This window comes from Marinobacter sp. es.042, assembly GCF_900188315.1.
Taxonomy (GTDB): domain Bacteria; phylum Pseudomonadota; class Gammaproteobacteria; order Pseudomonadales; family Oleiphilaceae; genus Marinobacter.
Genome location: NZ_LT897781.1, coordinates 3,715,910 through 3,729,442, shown reverse-complemented (window position 1 = coordinate 3,729,442; position 13,533 = coordinate 3,715,910). Strand labels below are relative to the sequence as shown.

Genomic DNA, 13,533 nt, shown 5'->3' with positions numbered 1-13,533 from the left:
TCTAGTCGAGCCTTCCTTACCTTAGCAATCTACTCGATGGGTAGCAAAGACGAAACAAAATCTCGCTGTTGGAGTACATATCATGCCAGTCTCGAACCCATGTAACAGTCCGCAATGGCACGCTATTCGAAGAGAAAGTGTTTTAGCAAGGGACCTAATCGGATCAGGAGTTACTGCATTAGGCAGGGCTAATTACGCAGACCAACTGGGGCAGTATTACAGTGCGTTCTTCGGTCTCTCGGTTGGACTCGAACGACTCAGTAAATTGGTTCTTGTCGTAGATCATGCTCTAAGCAATCATGGCCAAATGCCCTCAGAAGACGTCGTGAGAAGGTACGGACATAGACTGACGGAGCTTCTAAACAAAGTTGACCAGATCGCTTTGGAGCATGGAGCACACCTGACTTATCAACGCCCAAAAGACATTATCGCTCTCAGTATTGTCGACTGTCTGGATTCATTTGCTGATGCCCGACGCGGCCGGTATGCGAATTTCGGATCACTAGACACTCCAAACCTCAGCAGCGAAGAGCCCATCAAAAGTTGGTGGGAGCTTGTTGCGCACCACATTCTCTCGAAGCATTACGAAGGCAAGCAAATCCAACGAAACGTAGAGAGTCGTGCGAATATGATTGATTCCATAATGTCAGGATTCACTCATGTGCTTCATGTCGATGAGTCGGAACAGACAATGGATAACGTGCGAACAGCATCAGTTCGAACTGGTCAGACCAAGGTTGTCCAAAAGTTTGGCCGCTATCACACCTTAACTACTGTACGCTGGCTCTCTGACGTCTACACTCAACTTGCCAAGATGGCTGCATATCAATATCGCTATGAGGCATTTTTCGGAAGCTGGGAGTTCCTTCAAACATACACTGTCGACGACAGCTTCCTGAAATCCCGCAAGGTTTGGCCCCTCGCATGAAGGATGGAGACAGCAAATCAAATTTCCCGCACGGTCGCATACCAACCGGCCTGGAAGTCTAACTCGACCTGAGCTCCAGCTTTTCGAGACGCGCCGGCTCTACGTACACGCTCCTTGTAACTGAGCGTTGTTCCTGTGGAAGCAAGCTGAGAACGCGTGAGAAATTTGCCCCTTTGTATTTTAACCTTGTCTTTCATATCAATACGATTTCAAGAAGTTTTGTATGTCTGCACGGCTTGCATTGTCCTTGCAGTAGGCTCGTATACGTTGCTCAGGGCTTCGTGGCCCAGTTTTAGTCGTGGTCAATTGTGAACCACGCACGACACACTTGTAGTGAACACCTTTATCATTTTCCTTTGTCCACGTTCTGTCAGCATGGCTCTCTGTATACACCCAGTCAAGCTCACAGCCATCAACTTCAGACAATTCATTCACAATGTGGAGCACGGATTTGTAGCGATCATCTGGATCAACTTCCAGACATTTTCGTATTATTTTTCTTAGACGTTGAGGGATGTGTTCTAGGAACGCCTTGCGATCCGGGAAGCGCCCCTCTTTTACCGCTGCATAAAAAGCGTCTTTGGTGATTACTCCATCCACAGCTAAGCTTTTTAGCTGTTCGTTAAAACGTTGATCTCCGTTTGCCATCCTATAAAGCGTCAAACCAACTTGGTAAATATCAAAAGCTGTACTGTATTCCCTATTATCGAGGTGTTCAGGCGGCAACATCTTAGTATACACCTGATCAGGTTTAGCTAAGCCATATGCGTCTGTAAAGGCTGCCAAACCAAAGTCTGACAGCACAGCTTCATTCCTATAGGAAAGTAATATATTGTCCGGCTTTACATCAAAGTGAAGCAAACCCTTGGTATGAATATGGTGGAGTCCACTCAAAAAATTACAGGCGTATCTCACAATTTGTCTAGTGGTCAAATAACCCTTTGACATGAGCCGTTTAAGCGAACCTGCCTGATAAAATGGCAAAGCCATATACACATACTGTTCATCCTCACACGCATAGTGTATGGGGACGACATTTGAGTGGGAACCTAGATTTAAAATCTTAGCTTCGGCATAAAACTCTATTAGACCATCACCAACAAACCGTGACTTTTCAACGCGCTTGACAACCAATTCTGCATCCAATTGCTTGTCATGCACCACAAATACATCAGAATTTTTTCCTTCATCACCAATGTCACGCTGAATTACGAACTGGAGCTCAGCTTTTGTATGAATATCAAGCATAACTTGCTCCTATTGCAGCGCATACAGCTTCTTTTTCAATTGAGCTTAAATCTAACCAGTTTTCAATGTCACCTAATATAAGATCGCCATGTATGTATTTTTTAAACTCCTGCCTATCAATCCCTAACTTGGCAGACATATTGGATACCTGACCCTTAAAGTATGCCTCGACACTACTGCTTGCCAACGCCTCTTGGATCACTCCTTCGATTTGAACCCGAACAATATTCGTTTTCTTCGCCGTTGGCTCACTAATCCGTAGTCCAGCCCTAAGAACCTCATATTCTGAAATCACATCGAGAATATTGTTCCTTAGGTATTTCAATACTTCAGGAAAGTCCAACACCTTAGGAACTTTAATTTCTTCTATATTAATGACCGCATTCTCTGACGTGTCATATATGACAAAAGTCACCTTTTTCGGCTCTGCTCTTATCCCAATTGTACGCATTGTTTCCTTCCAGCATTGGTCCAGTCTCTTGGCGGCGTTCTAGCCGAGGCAATAGCTTACCGGCATGCATCTCAACATAAACAAACGGCCACATCCAGAGAGACTGCCATTCGAGCTGATTAAATGATAAACCGCTTTATCCCTAAACAATGACTTGATGAATCCGAAATAGGCTGGGATGATGTACAGATGCCTGGTACAAAACCAGAAGCAAGGCGACCGTAAGCCATTGTTTTCAATGCCATATTTTACCGGAAACCTGAACTTTGGGTTCAAGGGCCACATCCGATAACGGCAGCCCGGGAAGCTTTATTTTGAGCCAGTTTATCGAGCCTCAATCGTTCCAGTCCCACCCTGATACCCTGTCGCGCAGTGAACTTCGCAAACGCCTGCGGCATTATCGTCGCGACCTGAGCGCTGAAAAACAGCAACAGGCCGCCGAGCACCTGGCCCTCAATCTGCTGAAGAATCCAGACCTGCACCGGGCCCGGCACATTGCCATCTATCTGCCCAATGACGGCGAGATCGACCCCCACCTCTACCTGGACATCGCTCGGCGCAAGGGCATCCGCTTCTACCTGCCGGTACTCCATCCGATTCATGAAGGCAGGCTGGTTTTCAGCCCCTACTACGACGGCGTGGAACTTACCGCCAACCGGTTTGGCATCCCCGAGCCAGGATTCAGCAAAGGCCTGCGGCGCCCGGCCTGGGCACTGGATGCAGTACTTTTTCCGTTAGTGGGGTTTGACGAACAGGGCGGAAGACTGGGGATGGGAGGAGGCTTTTACGACAGAACGTTTGCCTTCAGCCGGATACGGCCAAGGCTGGCGCCGAAGCTGATTGGCCTGGCCCACGATTTCCAGAAAGTTAAGAAGCTGCCAATAGAGCCCTGGGACGTGCCCCTTCACAGCGTAGTGACCGATAAGCGACGTTATCGGTTCAGCGGCTGATTCATGACCTGAACGGAGCCAACCAGATTGGCCGCTCGTGCGTCTGTATCTTCGGAGGCGTGGATAGATGTGAAACCAGTAATCACAAGGCCGATGGCAAAAATCAGCACAATGGCTTTGATGATGTCAGGCTTGCCGCCCATGGCTTCAGTTCCTCAAAATGCGGTTTTAAAAGTGTCGGGAAATCAGATAGCTATTCTTGACTTCAAGAATCAGAAGAAAGACTAACACCTATCTGTACTTTTACAATTTTTGACAGATTAAAATTCAGTAAGCTTTGCATTCGGGGACCGGCCAGGGTCTGGCAGGGCTTTCCAAAACACGCTGTGGATACATCCCTGTACGCTTGGCTCCGCCCCTCAGCGCTTCTTGCTCCTGCGTCGCGCTGAGGGTCCTGGGAAGGCCATCCATGGCCTACCCGTGAAGCGCTTTCGCGCTCCACCCTTGGCTCCGCACAGTTTTGGAAAGCCCTGCCAGACCCTGCCCTACCCAGAGTTAACTTGAACGCGCGTTGCCCTGCCCAAGAAACAGCTGATAGGCCTCGTTGTCCGTCATGTTGTCATAGCGGAAGCCAACCTTATCCAGCATTTTCTCGAAATCCTGCACTTCATCGTCGTCCACCTGGGCGCCCAGCAGAACACGACTGTAGGCTGCACCGTGGTTGCGGTAGTGGAACATGGAGATATTCCAGCGGGTACCCAGTGACATCAGGAATTTCAGCAGCGCGCCCGGGCGCTCCGGAAACTCGAACTGGAACACTTTTTCGTTGGTGATGGTCGGCGCGTGACCGCCCACCATGTGGCGGATGTGCTGCTTGGCCAGATCGCTGTCGGTTAAATCGACCACCGAGTATCCGCTCTCCCGAAGATCCTGAACCAGATCCTCGCGGCCGTGACCACCTGCGGCAATCTGGATGCCAACGAAAATCGTGGCATTGGTAGCATCGGCGTAGCGGTAATTGAACTCGGTGATGCTGCGCTTGTGCAAGGCGTTGATGAACGTCTTGAAGGCGCCCGGTTTCTCTGGAATGGTCACCGCCAGGATCGCCTCACGCTTTTCACCCACTTCCGTGCGCTCGGAGATGTAGCGCAGACGGTCGAAGTTCATGTTGGCACCGCTCAGGGTGGCAATCAGGTTTTCACCCTCAACTTTCTCCCGCTCGATGTATTTCTTGATGCCCGCCACACCCAGGGCACCGGCCGGCTCGGCAATGGAGCGGGTGTCCTCGAATACATCCTTGATGGCCGCGCAGATTTCGTCGGTGGATACGGTGATCACCTCGTCCACGTGGTCCTTGCAGATCTCCCAGGGGTACTTACCAATCTGCTTGACTGCAACGCCGTCAGCAAATATGCCCACTTCGTCCAACACCACCCGTTTGCCAGCTTTCATAGCCGCCTGCAGGCAGTTGGAGTCCTCGGGCTCAACGCCAATCACCTTGATTTCCGGGCGCAGATATTTGATATAAGCGGCCATGCCGGCAATCAGCCCGCCGCCACCAACACAGATGAAGATGGCGTGGATCGGCTTGCTGAACTGCCACATGATTTCCATGGCCACCGTGCCCTGGCCGGCGATCACGTCGGGATCATCGTACGGCGGAATATAGGTGTAGCCGTGCTTTGCGATCAACTCCTGAGCGTGGGCCGCCGCCTCGTCGAAGGCATCGCCCTTGAGAACCACCTTGGCACCGTGATCCCGCACCGAACGCACCTTGATCTCCGGCGTGGTCTGCGGCATCACAATCACCGCCTTGATCCCTAGTTTCTTGGCAGCCAGCGCCACGCCCTGGGCATGATTACCGGCTGAGGCACAGATCACGCCCTTGGCCTTCTGCTCCTCTGAAAGCTGCGCAATCCGGTTATAGGCACCGCGAATCTTGAAGGAAAACACCGGCTGAAGGTCTTCACGCTTGAGCAGAATATTGTTGCCGAAGCGCTTGGACAGACTGCGGGCTTCAGTCAGGGGTGTTTCGATGGCCACGTCATAGACGCGCGCATCGAGAATCTTCTTGATGTAGCGTTGCGGCATAGCAGTTCCGGCTTTTGATCGATGGGTGAGTGATGACTGGCTGAGAAAAGCCCACAGTGTAGAAAGTTTGCACGGCAGCCGTCTATAAGCAGGGGACTCTTAAGCGCTATAATGCAAGAAAAGCCAACATGATTTTCAGCCGGAGCCAACGATGAACCAGGACGAATTGAAAAAAGCCGTCGCCAAAGCCGCCATTGAATACATCGCGCCCCGACTTGAACGTGAGAGCGTGATCGGTGTTGGCACCGGGAGCACCGCCAACTTCTTTATCGACATGCTCGCTGAACTGAAAAACGACTTTGACGGCGCAGTCGCCAGTTCCGAAGCCACTGCCGAGCGCCTGAAAAGCCACGGCATTCCGGTCTACGACCTCAACAGCGCCGGTGACCTTGAGTTCTACGTGGATGGCGCCGATGAAACCAACGAACGCCTGGAGCTGATCAAGGGTGGCGGTGCCGCACTGACCCGGGAAAAGATCGTGGCAGCGGTCGCCAAAACCTTCATCTGCATTGCCGATGACTCGAAGATGGTCGGCGTATTGGGCGAATTCCCGCTTCCGGTAGAAGTCATTCCCATGGCCCGGAGCCATGTTGGCCGGGAAATTGTGAAATTGGGCGGTGACCCGGTCTATCGGGAAGGGGTCGTGACCGACAACGGCAACATTATCATCGATGTCCACAACATGGACATTTCCCAACCGATCCGGGTCGAAGAAAAGCTTAACAACATCGTCGGCGTGGTCACCAACGGCCTGTTCGCCCGCCGCCGCGCCGATCTCCTGCTCCTGGGGACCAAAGACGGCGTAAAAAGCATCTCCAGCGACGACGCTTGACCGGTTTCTTTCGCTCCTCGATGTTGAAGCTGGCCTTTCGGGCCAGCTTTTTTATTGCCTGGAACGACGATCAACCAAGCGCTTGCTTGGTAATAATATTTAGGCGACACTGCTTCCCATTGATTCCGATCAGGGGAGCCAGACCGTGTCCGAATACTTCAACGAAACCCATCAGCAGGTCCGCGCGACCGCCCGCAAGTTCATCGAAACCCACGTTTTGCCGCACATCGACGACTGGGAAGAAGCGGGTGAATTCCCCCGGAATCTCTACAAAAAAGCCGGGGATGCAGGTTTGTTGGGCATTGGCTTTCCGGAAGCACTGGGGGGCATCGGAGAAGGCGACATTTTTCTGAAAGTAGCCGTTTCCGAAGAGCTTATGCGCTCCACATCAGGCGGCCTCGTCGCTGGCCTAGGGTCTCTGGATATCGGGCTGCCGCCAGTCGCCAGATGGGCAAAGAGGGACATCCGTGAACAGATCGTGCCGCCGGTACTGCGGGGCGAAAAGATTGCCGCCCTGGCAGTGACCGAACCCGGCGGAGGTTCCGATGTCGCCAACCTTAAAACCCGGGCAGTCCGCGACGGCGACCATTACATTGTAAACGGCAGCAAAACCTTCATCACCAGCGGCATGCGCGCCGACCACTACACCGTGGCAGTGCGTACCGGCGGCGAGGGCCATGGAGGCATCAGCCTGTTGTTGATCGACCGGGACATGCCCGGATTCTCCACCGGCAAGAAACTGCGAAAAATGGGCTGGTGGGCCAGCGATACCGCCGAGCTGTTTTTCGAGGACTGCCGCGTGCCGGCCGACCGCCTGATCGGCGCCGAAAACGCCGGCTTCATCGCCATCATGAGCAATTTCCTGTTTGAGCGCCTTAGCCTTGCCATCATGGCCTACATGACCGCCCAACTGGCCTACGAAGCGGCGCTGGAATACACCCAACAACGAAAGGCGTTCGGCCGCAACATTACCGGCTTCCAGGTGACCCGCCACAAGCTTGTGGATATGGCGACCCAGATCGACGTAGCCCGGGAATACACCTACCGATGCGCCGCCCTGATGCAGGCGGGCAAAAACCCCATCAAGGAAGTGGCGATGGCCAAGAACTTCTCGGTGGATGTCTGCGAAAAAGTCACCCGGGAAGCAGTACAGCTGTTCGGTGGCATGGGGTACATGCGGGAAACCGTCGTCGAGCGCCTCTATCGTGACGCCAAGATTCTCTCCATCGGCGGCGGCACCACCGAGATCATGAAGGAGCTCATTGCCAAGCAGATCAAGCTTTAATCTGCCTTTACTTCACCGGCTTTTCTCAAAGGTTCGGGCGGGTATCTGGCGGGACCTTCCGAAAACGTGGAGCGCCAAGGATGGCGCGACCGAGCCCTACAGGGACGTATTCACGGGCGTTTTTCGGAAGGTCCCGCCAGATAGCAGCGTGCACCTAAGCCAGAACAAAAAGGCCCAACCTCAACGACCAAGGTTTAGTTTCGAACTGCAGGATACTCCCGTATAATTGCGCCCACTTTTTAACCGCAGTTAAACGTACCTTTAACGTACCAGGAAGGATCGCACATGCAATTCGACAACATCCCCGCAGGCAAGAACCCGCCTGAAGACATCTACGTTGCTATCGAAATCCCGGCCAACAGCTCCCCGGTGAAGTACGAACTGGACAAAGACATGGGCGCCCTGCTGGTAGACCGTTTCATGGCGACCCCCATGTTCTACCCGGCCAACTACGGTTTCATCCCGCACACCCTGGCCGACGACGGTGACCCCCTGGACGTACTGGTTGTGACCCCCTACCCGATCCAGGCCGGTTCCGTGATTCGCTGCCGCCCGGTGGGTGTGCTGAACATGGAAGACGAAGCCGGTGGCGACGCCAAGCTGGTTGCAGTTCCCCATGACAAGCTGACCACCACTTACCATGACGTGAAGGAAATTGACGATCTGCCCGAGCTGCTGCGCGACCAGATCAAGCATTTCTTCGAGAACTACAAGACGCTCGAGCCCGGCAAGTGGGTGAAAGTGCAAGGCTGGGACAACGCCGACGCTGCCAAAAAAGCCATCGTGGATTCCGTGAACGCCTACAAAGGCTGAGCCGGGCTCTTCTTGGTTTGATGGCATAAAAAAACCGGGCTTCGCGCCCGGTTTTTTGTTTCTGGATCAGACTCTCCTGTCATCAGCCCCGGGACAGAAGGTCCCGCATGTCACTGATCGCCGAGTTGGCGCGGGAAAGGTAGGCAGCCATGGTCAGCGAGTGGTTGGCCAGTACGCCAAAGCCGCTGCCATTGAGAATCACCGGGCTCCACATTTCGCCCTGGGCGCCCTCAAGCTCGATGATCACCTGCCGTACGCTGGCCATGGCATTCTTGTCCTGCAGCACTTTCCGGAAATCCACTTCAATTGCCCGGAAGATGTGCAGAAGCGCCCAGGAGCTGCCGCGGGCCTCATAAAAAACGTCATCAATCTTGGTCCAGGGTGTCTTCACATCTTCTCCGGTCGCTTCCTCAGCAAGAGGATCACCGGAGTTCATGGTGATCACCGAGTCTGATACCGATGCCTTGCCGACACTCTCACCAAGCGTACGGGACAGACTTCCCAGGCGAGTCTCCAGGTCCGCCAGCCAGTTGCTCAGGTTATCCGCTCGGGCGAAAAACTGGGCGTCGGCCTGTTCCGGGCTCGACAGCCGGTCAAGGTAACGTTTCAGAGCGGTGATACCCCGACGGTACTCGGCCTCGGTTGACGGGATTGCCCAGCTCTCGCTGTCGAAATGGAACTGGGGCTCGGCGATCGTCAGATCCCGATCTTCCGCAGATTGGCTTTGCGAGCGACTGATGTCCTTGCGCATGGCGCGCGAAAGATCCCGAAGCTGGACCAGAACGCCGTACTCCCAGTTCGGCATGTTATCCAGCCACAGTCCTGGCGGGAAAATGTCGTTGGAAATATAGCCACCAGGCTTGTCCAGCAGGGTTTCTGCGATACGAATCATGGTGACCGTGGTGGCAAAACCGGTAATGGGTTCCCTTTCCATGGTGTTGGCCACCGATCTCGTGTGCTCGCGCACCGAGAAGGTGTCCGGCTCGCTGCTCCAGATCATGCCGAGCACTAGCGCCACCAGCAGGTAGACCACAACCAACGCCAGAATCAGTTTGCCAATTACGCCGCTGCCACCGGCATAATCCTGAACATCGTCTTTCTTATCCTTGAAGTACTGTCTGATTTTGCCTGGCATATGACTTTTAATCCCCTGTCTGTTGATTGTCAGCGGCAAACGGCCTGCCCAGATGGTAACCCATGGCCCCGTCGATACCCAGTTTACAGAGTACCGAGTATTCCGCGGCAGTTTCCACTCCTGTAGCGAACACTTTCACGCCTCGACTGTGAGCGATGGCCAGCACAGACTCAAGGTAAAAGCGGTTATCTTCATGGGTATCGATATTGTGGATGAAGCTGTTGTCGATACGCAGGGCCTGAAACCTCAGATTTCTCAGGTAACTGAACGGTACGCCTCCCACCCCGAAGCGGTCGACCAGCACCGGCACACCAAGTCGCCCCAACGCCCTGACCAGAAGGCCCACCGCGGTCCGGTGGTGATGAATGGCCTGCTCTGAAATACCGATCCAGAGATTCCGTGCCGGCGAACCAGCCTGCCGCAGCTGGTCCAGCAAATCCGTGCGAAATGCCTCGCTGGCCACGGAGGCATTGCCGAGCGAGACCGCCAGCGGCTGATCCGGGCTCTGTTTCAGGCGATCGAGCACCCGCTGGACCAGCAGACGGTCAAGTTCCGAGATCAGCCCGAAACGCTCAGCCATTGGTACAAAGGTGCCTGCCCTCAAGGCCCCTTCGGCGGAATCGATCCGGGAAAACACCTGATGATAGACCGGCATGAGCCGGCCCTCGTTCACCATGGGCTGGAGCCATAGCGACAAGGCCTGCTGGCGGATCGCCTGACTGATAATCACCCGCCAGGTTTCGAGGTTGTGATGGCCGTCCTTTTCAGGGTCAGCCAGATGGCAGCCAGTCTCGGCCCTGCTCTGGGCAGCGCGCAATGCTTCATCCGCGGCCGCCATCAGATCCCGGGCACCACGACCCTCAAGCGTCCTCGCCAGCCCGGCATGAACAGCGGTGTCCATCGGCGAAGCAAGATCTGCATATACCCCATCGAGGTCCGTGACCAGCTGACGACACCAGACACCGGCATCAGCCGGCATCGCACCGGGTAGAAAAATGGCAAATTCGGCGCCCGTTCGGCGTCCGGCAAACGACCCGGCATGCTGCATGACGAATTCGCCAATCCAGGTTGCTACCCTCAGCAGCAACCGGTCGGCCTCGCTCCGGCCATAGGCCTGGTTGTATCCCGAAAAGTCGGCCAGTTGAATCAGCATGAGAATTCCGGGTGCCGCCTTTTCCTCGGACTCCACCTCCACCTTCAGGCGCTGGTCGAAGGCACTCCGGCTGGCCAGACCGGTGACCGAATCCTCATTGTTCACCCGACGCAGGTGCTGAATGAGTTTCGCCTGGCCTTCGAAGAGCTGGCCCAGGTCATCCGCCATCCGGTTCATGGCGTCGGTCACCTGATTGATCTCACGGGTCGACTTGATAGAGACCCGCTTCCTGAAATCCCGCTGCCCGAGGGCCTTTGCCTGATCCTCCAGTGCATGAAGCGGGCGCAGGGTACGACGAAGCAGAAGGAAAACCGCAAACAGTCCAATCCCCCCGATAACGACAGTACTGGCAGTCAACCCGATGGTGATTCGCCAGAGGTCCTCATAGGCGCGACCGGGATGGCTGATTACCTGCACGGTTCCCAGACGGCTCCAGCCACGAACGACTTCTGCCTCGGCAACGGGCAGCGGAAGATCTGCGAGGTCGCGGAACCAGGCGGGGACAGCCACTTTATTGAGCGTCATGGCCCGACCGGCAACCTGCTCGCCCTGATGATTCAGATAGCTGACTGAGAGGTAGCGGCCACTATCAAACACCGCATCAATCAGGGAGGCGGAGGCGACCGGATCGCGGCCGTCGATGGCATTGGACAGGGACAACCCGATGGCCGTGGCCCCGTCACGGGCATGACCTGCCAGCTGATCCGAGACATAGTCCCGGAAATAACCGTAGCTGGTGATAAACACCGCAACCAGCAGGGTAACCAGCAGACTTCCGGTCAACACCAGAAGCAGGGTTCGCAATGTGACCGCACCCTGTTGCGTCTGCTTCAGGGGGATGTGCTTCCGTGCCATGGGGAGCTTCTCCGGATTGGCTGTGAGCCAGCCGGCCAGGTGTTTGTGACCTGCACCGCAGAGTTGACAAACATTTACATAGCGCAACCTACGCCGACAACATTAAACACTATAGACTCTGCAAAAGGACTAAGGTTGAAAAATCGTCCACCCCGGGAAAGGACGACCAATAACGAAAAAGAGACAGGCCCGAGCAACATGAACGACGAAAGCCAGAAAGAAAAACTCAGGCAGCATTTCGCACGCCGTGTGACAACCCAGGCCCGGGTTGTTCTGGATACCTGGCAGAAAATTCACGAGGACCGGGACAAGGCCGCGGCCCACCGCAACGAGTTCGCGGCGGCTACGGACAAACTGGTGCGCTACGCCCAGCGGTTTGAAATGGATAGCCACGCCCGGGCCGGTCAGACCACGCTGGCGCTGATCAACCAGTGGGAACCGGGATCTGCGCTGAACGAGAGCCTGGAGCGACAGCTGCAGGATGCCATCGAGACCCTGTCCCAGAGCACTCTGCGCAGGACCGACCTCAACAGTTCCGAAGCGCCCCACCAATTTCGTCGAACCCCGGTTTACATTGCCCTGGCCAACCAGGAGATGGCAGCCCGCCTGATCCGGCAGCTGGAATTCTTCGGCTTCCGGGCATCCGCCTTTGCCAATGCCGATGAACTGACCGAAGCCTGCGCACTGCACAAGCCGGAAACCATCCTGGTAGACGTCAATTTCGGCGGCTCGCCCAATGCCGGCATGACCACCATCGAACGCCTGCAGGAACGACACGATACGCCCATTCCGATTATTTTCATGAGTGACGAGGACGGTTCCATCGAGACCCGTCTGCAGGCTTCCCGTTGCGGCGGGGAAGAGTTTTTCTACCCTGCTGTCGATCCCGGGCAACTGATCGAAAAGATCGAGACCTATACCCACGGCAACACCGTGGAGCCCTATAAGGTTCTGGTTCTGGATGATTCCCGGGCTCAGGCAAAATATATGGAAACGGTGTTGAAGAAAGCGGGCATGACCGCCCACATCATCACCGACCCGATGCAGATCATCCACGCCCTGGAGGAATTCTCGCCGGAGATCATCATCCTCGACATGTATATGCCGGGCTGTACGGGCATGGAAATCGCCCGGGTGATCCGCCAGCAGGACCGTTTTCACAGCGTGCCCATCATTTACCTCTCGGCCGAGGAAGACGTTACGAAACAGCTCCACGCCATGAGCCTGGGCGGCGACGACTTCCTGACCAAACCGATCGACCCGAAACACCTGATTGCCACAATCCACAATCGCGGGCGGCGTGCCCGCTCGTTGCTGGCCCTGATGATTCGCGACAGCCTGACGGGCCTGTTCAACCACACCCACACCCTCCACCTGCTGGACCAGGAGATCGTGCGGGCGCGCCAGAAAGAACAGCCGCTATGCTTTGCGATGATCGACATCGACTACTTCAAGAAAGTGAACGATACCTTTGGCCACCCGATCGGCGACCGGGTGCTGCGCAGTCTGTCGATGTTCCTCAAACAACGCCTGCGCAAGACCGACCACATCGGCCGTTACGGTGGTGAGGAATTTGCCATCATCCTGCCCAACACCCGCCCAAGCGATGCCCGGAACGTTCTCAATGAAATCCGGGAGCGGTTCTCTGAGTTGCAGCAACCGGCCGGCGACCGGGAATTCAATGTCACCTTCAGTTGTGGCATCGCGGCCTGGGACGACAACACCTCCCAGGCACTGTGCGAGCGGGCCGACCGTGCGCTCTACAGCTCCAAGGAGCTTGGCCGCAACTGCGTAAGCCTGGCCGATTCCTGAATTCGGGCCGTGCCACGGCCCGAATTCCTCTCTTCAGACA

12 protein-coding genes are annotated in these 13,533 nt (G+C 55.2%); 6 read left to right on the top strand and 6 right to left on the bottom strand.

Annotated elements, in window-relative coordinates; translation table 11 throughout:
* The first annotated feature begins 82 nt into the window (after nt 1-82).
* Nucleotides 83-928 (top strand): hypothetical protein, encoded by an 846-nt coding sequence (locus CFB02_RS17095; protein ID WP_088558968.1) that lies wholly within the window; start codon nt 83-85, stop codon nt 926-928.
* A gap of 198 nt (nt 929-1,126) precedes the next feature.
* Here CFB02_RS17095 and CFB02_RS17090 read toward each other — a convergent pair whose 3' ends face one another.
* Both CFB02_RS17090 and CFB02_RS17085 read right to left on the bottom strand, forming a co-directional pair.
* Nucleotides 1,127-2,176, bottom strand: coding sequence for a serine/threonine-protein kinase (locus CFB02_RS17090; RefSeq protein ID WP_088558967.1), 1,050 nt, complete (start codon nt 2,174-2,176; stop codon nt 1,127-1,129).
* The gene (locus CFB02_RS17085) at nt 2,169-2,627 is read right to left on the bottom strand and encodes a hypothetical protein (RefSeq protein WP_088558966.1); all 459 of its coding nucleotides are present in this window, start codon (nt 2,625-2,627) and stop codon (nt 2,169-2,171) included. Before CFB02_RS17085 ends, CFB02_RS17090 begins: the two co-directional genes overlap by 8 nt.
* Nucleotides 2,628-2,941: 314 nt before the next feature.
* Between CFB02_RS17085 and CFB02_RS17080 the strand changes: the two genes are divergently transcribed.
* Nucleotides 2,942-3,577, top strand: coding sequence for a 5-formyltetrahydrofolate cyclo-ligase (locus tag CFB02_RS17080; RefSeq protein ID WP_088559291.1), 636 nt, complete (start codon nt 2,942-2,944; stop codon nt 3,575-3,577).
* Here CFB02_RS17080 and CFB02_RS18205 read toward each other — a convergent pair.
* A complete protein-coding gene (locus CFB02_RS18205; RefSeq protein WP_172835842.1) occupies nt 3,559-3,720 on the bottom strand; it encodes a hypothetical protein in 162 nt (53 codons plus the stop codon). The genes CFB02_RS17080 and CFB02_RS18205 overlap by 19 nt on opposite strands.
* 352 nt (nt 3,721-4,072) lie before the next feature.
* Nucleotides 4,073-5,665, bottom strand: coding sequence for a threonine ammonia-lyase, biosynthetic (ilvA, locus tag CFB02_RS17075; protein ID WP_264753969.1), 1,593 nt, complete (start codon nt 5,663-5,665; stop codon nt 4,073-4,075).
* A gap of 94 nt (nt 5,666-5,759) precedes the next feature.
* Here ilvA and rpiA point away from each other — a divergent pair, with 94 nt between their 5' ends.
* The 3 genes from rpiA to ppa all read left to right on the top strand — a co-directional run bounded on the left by rpiA (nt 5,760) and on the right by ppa (nt 8,538).
* A complete protein-coding gene (rpiA, locus tag CFB02_RS17070; RefSeq protein WP_088558964.1) occupies nt 5,760-6,440 on the top strand; it encodes a ribose-5-phosphate isomerase RpiA in 681 nt (226 codons plus the stop codon).
* Between the two features lie 145 nt (nt 6,441-6,585).
* Nucleotides 6,586-7,725 (top strand): acyl-CoA dehydrogenase family protein, encoded by a 1,140-nt coding sequence (locus CFB02_RS17065; RefSeq protein ID WP_088558963.1) that lies wholly within the window; start codon nt 6,586-6,588, stop codon nt 7,723-7,725.
* Between the two features lie 285 nt (nt 7,726-8,010).
* Entirely contained in the window at nt 8,011-8,538 is a 528-nt protein-coding gene (gene ppa / locus CFB02_RS17060; protein ID WP_014578423.1) for an inorganic diphosphatase, read from the top strand.
* Nucleotides 8,539-8,620: 82 nt separating this feature from the next.
* Here the strand turns inward: ppa and CFB02_RS17055 are convergent, their stop codons facing one another.
* Nucleotides 8,621-9,673 (bottom strand): DUF2333 family protein, encoded by a 1,053-nt coding sequence (locus CFB02_RS17055; RefSeq protein WP_014578424.1) that lies wholly within the window; start codon nt 9,671-9,673, stop codon nt 8,621-8,623.
* A gap of 7 nt (nt 9,674-9,680) precedes the next feature.
* Entirely contained in the window at nt 9,681-11,681 is a 2,001-nt protein-coding gene (locus tag CFB02_RS17050) for an EAL domain-containing protein (protein ID WP_088558962.1), read from the bottom strand.
* Nucleotides 11,682-11,879: 198 nt separating this feature from the next.
* On the opposite strand from CFB02_RS17050, the gene CFB02_RS17045 reads away from it, so the two are divergent.
* Nucleotides 11,880-13,493, top strand: a complete 1,614-nt coding sequence (locus CFB02_RS17045) for a diguanylate cyclase (protein ID WP_088558961.1) — start codon at nt 11,880-11,882, stop codon at nt 13,491-13,493.
* Nucleotides 13,494-13,533 lie beyond the last annotated feature (40 nt).

What these genes read in the sequence shown, in the direction of transcription:
- CFB02_RS18205 (WP_172835842.1), bottom strand. Translation starts at nt 3,720, where the DNA reads ATGGGCGGCAAGCCTGACATCATCAAAGCCATTGTGCTGATTTTTGCC.
- CFB02_RS17045 (WP_088558961.1), top strand. Translation starts at nt 11,880, where the DNA reads ATGAACGACGAAAGCCAGAAAGAAAAACTCAGGCAGCATTTCGCACGC.
- CFB02_RS17055 (WP_014578424.1), bottom strand. Translation starts at nt 9,673, where the DNA reads ATGCCAGGCAAAATCAGACAGTACTTCAAGGATAAGAAAGACGATGTT.
- ppa (WP_014578423.1), top strand. Translation starts at nt 8,011, where the DNA reads ATGCAATTCGACAACATCCCCGCAGGCAAGAACCCGCCTGAAGACATC.
- CFB02_RS17095 (WP_088558968.1), top strand. Translation starts at nt 83, where the DNA reads ATGCCAGTCTCGAACCCATGTAACAGTCCGCAATGGCACGCTATTCGA.
- CFB02_RS17085 (WP_088558966.1), bottom strand. Translation starts at nt 2,627, where the DNA reads ATGCGTACAATTGGGATAAGAGCAGAGCCGAAAAAGGTGACTTTTGTC.
- CFB02_RS17090 (WP_088558967.1), bottom strand. Translation starts at nt 2,176, where the DNA reads ATGCTTGATATTCATACAAAAGCTGAGCTCCAGTTCGTAATTCAGCGT.
- CFB02_RS17050 (WP_088558962.1), bottom strand. Translation starts at nt 11,681, where the DNA reads ATGGCACGGAAGCACATCCCCCTGAAGCAGACGCAACAGGGTGCGGTC.
- rpiA (WP_088558964.1), top strand. Translation starts at nt 5,760, where the DNA reads ATGAACCAGGACGAATTGAAAAAAGCCGTCGCCAAAGCCGCCATTGAA.